This is a genomic window from Pseudoalteromonas sp. BSi20495 (assembly GCF_000241185.1).
In the GTDB taxonomy this organism is placed as follows: Bacteria; Pseudomonadota; Gammaproteobacteria; order Enterobacterales; family Alteromonadaceae; genus Pseudoalteromonas; species Pseudoalteromonas fuliginea.
The window spans coordinates 1-1815 of record NZ_BADY01000140.1; the positions used below are offsets into that span (position 1 = coordinate 1).

1 protein-coding gene is annotated in these 1815 nt (G+C 34.5%); it reads left to right on the plus strand.

Going from position 1 to position 1815, the window contains the following annotated elements:
- The first annotated feature begins 473 nt into the window (after positions 1 to 473).
- On the plus strand, positions 474 to 1358 hold the full coding sequence (locus tag P20495_RS04510) for a hypothetical protein (RefSeq protein WP_008138184.1): 885 nt from the start codon (positions 474 to 476) through the stop codon (positions 1356 to 1358).
- Positions 1359 to 1815 lie beyond the last annotated feature (457 nt).

Below are 1815 nucleotides of genomic sequence, written 5' to 3' on the forward strand. Positions count from 1 at the left end.
CATTTCTTTTTGACTGACACCCATCTTAATTTATCTATACAACTTGTTTCTAAAAATGCAAAATTTAGGATGGGCGTCTGGCTTATTTATCTTTGTTTTTTAGCAAGCTTGTGACGCATCATTACTGGGAAATGGGATACATGATAATTAACAAAAGCAAAAACTTAGATGTTTATACATCGGCTCGTCTTGACTTCAAGGGAGCGTCCATATGTGTCATGTTAATTTGCTTTATTAATATTTAGTCAAAGTTAGACACAGCCAAAGTATAACTTGTATAAAGCAATGCAGCGTCTGCTCGGATAACGTGTTCTAGTAACGCCTGTGCTCCTAATTATACTGATGGGCATTGACATAAACTATAAGCCTGACTTAATATCAACTGGCTAAAAATCAAGCAGGAAAGAAGTAAGTTTATTCTACAGGATGCTTACCTCTTTTTTCTAAAGAAACATAAAGCAAAGGAATCGCAAATGAAAGCCGATGGACATATAAAGATATCTGTAGAAGCAATTACTCAAATGCAAAAAAACTGTCAAGTGGAAAGGAAACTCTGTAGCCTTCCAATATTCGTAAATGGGACTTATCAGTGGAGCAACCCCGAAGTTTCAAATCGAGCTGATTTTATCTCTGCATTTATTGCCTACATGGTCAACCTTAGAGCATATAATTTTAACGCTTTCGATCCTAGAAAAAATCTTGCAAGACGAATCGCAGCGGTTGATTTTGATGAAAGTTGGACACATGAAGCTCCAACTGGCCAGCGTTATCACTTCATGAAATCTTCTAATGAAACCGAATATGACTCATATATTAATGGCTGTGTGTTCATTAAGGAGAAGATGGATCGATGGGTGATTGAGTGTAAGCAAAAAGTTAATATTTTAAAACAGCTTCAAAATGATAATGAAAATGTAACTTTTCAAACTAGGAGGTACGGGGTAAAACATTTAGCTTTGGCTTTACACGCATTACAAGATTCATTTTCTCCAGCCCATACAGTAAGAAGTGAAAAAGCTATATATCAAATCAAATGCAGAAAAGAAGCTATGATCAGTGGTGTTGATGCTGCAGAAGCTAACCACCCCCATCCAATCATTAAAATATTTGATTATGATAAGCAGAAACATGGTTCACTAATAGACACAATTACTCCACACTCCAAAGGTGATATACACTCAGGGTCTTTGAATACTAATTCAGGTAAACTAGCTGTAAAAGCAACACAAGAGTTGATTATTTTGGGGTTACAATCGGTTTCTCAAAATAAAGATTCACTAGCTGGTTGGGGAGCATATAAAGCAAAGTGGTTAGCACAAAAAAACCTACCTAATACGGAAAATTATAAATGTTCATAAGTAAAAGTAAATTAAAACGGATATTGTTTAATAAGATTTCTGGATCTATCTATTGGTTACTCGTATGGCCTTATATTAGTATGATTTTTCAATCCAATTCGCATTATCCTGCCTACCTTAAACCTATAGGTGTGTTTTTTGTTTCTTCAGATTCATCCGCGCCTGAAGGATACTATACAAGTATGTCCTACTTTATCAGTGACATTTTTCCTGCTATATTTTTTTGGGGGATATGGGCGGGAATAGTTATTATATTACCAGCAGCTAAATTTAAAAAAGATTAAATTATCGCCATTTTAAACTACAGCTAAACTATGAAGCTACTTTAATCAGTTAAACTAGACAGCAGACAGTTAAACTAGACAGCCACTATAATTAAACAAACAAAACGTTGCCATTAAATTTAATTTGTTGGTTAAGAATTTATCTTTTACTACTCGGTTACTTACATTTCATC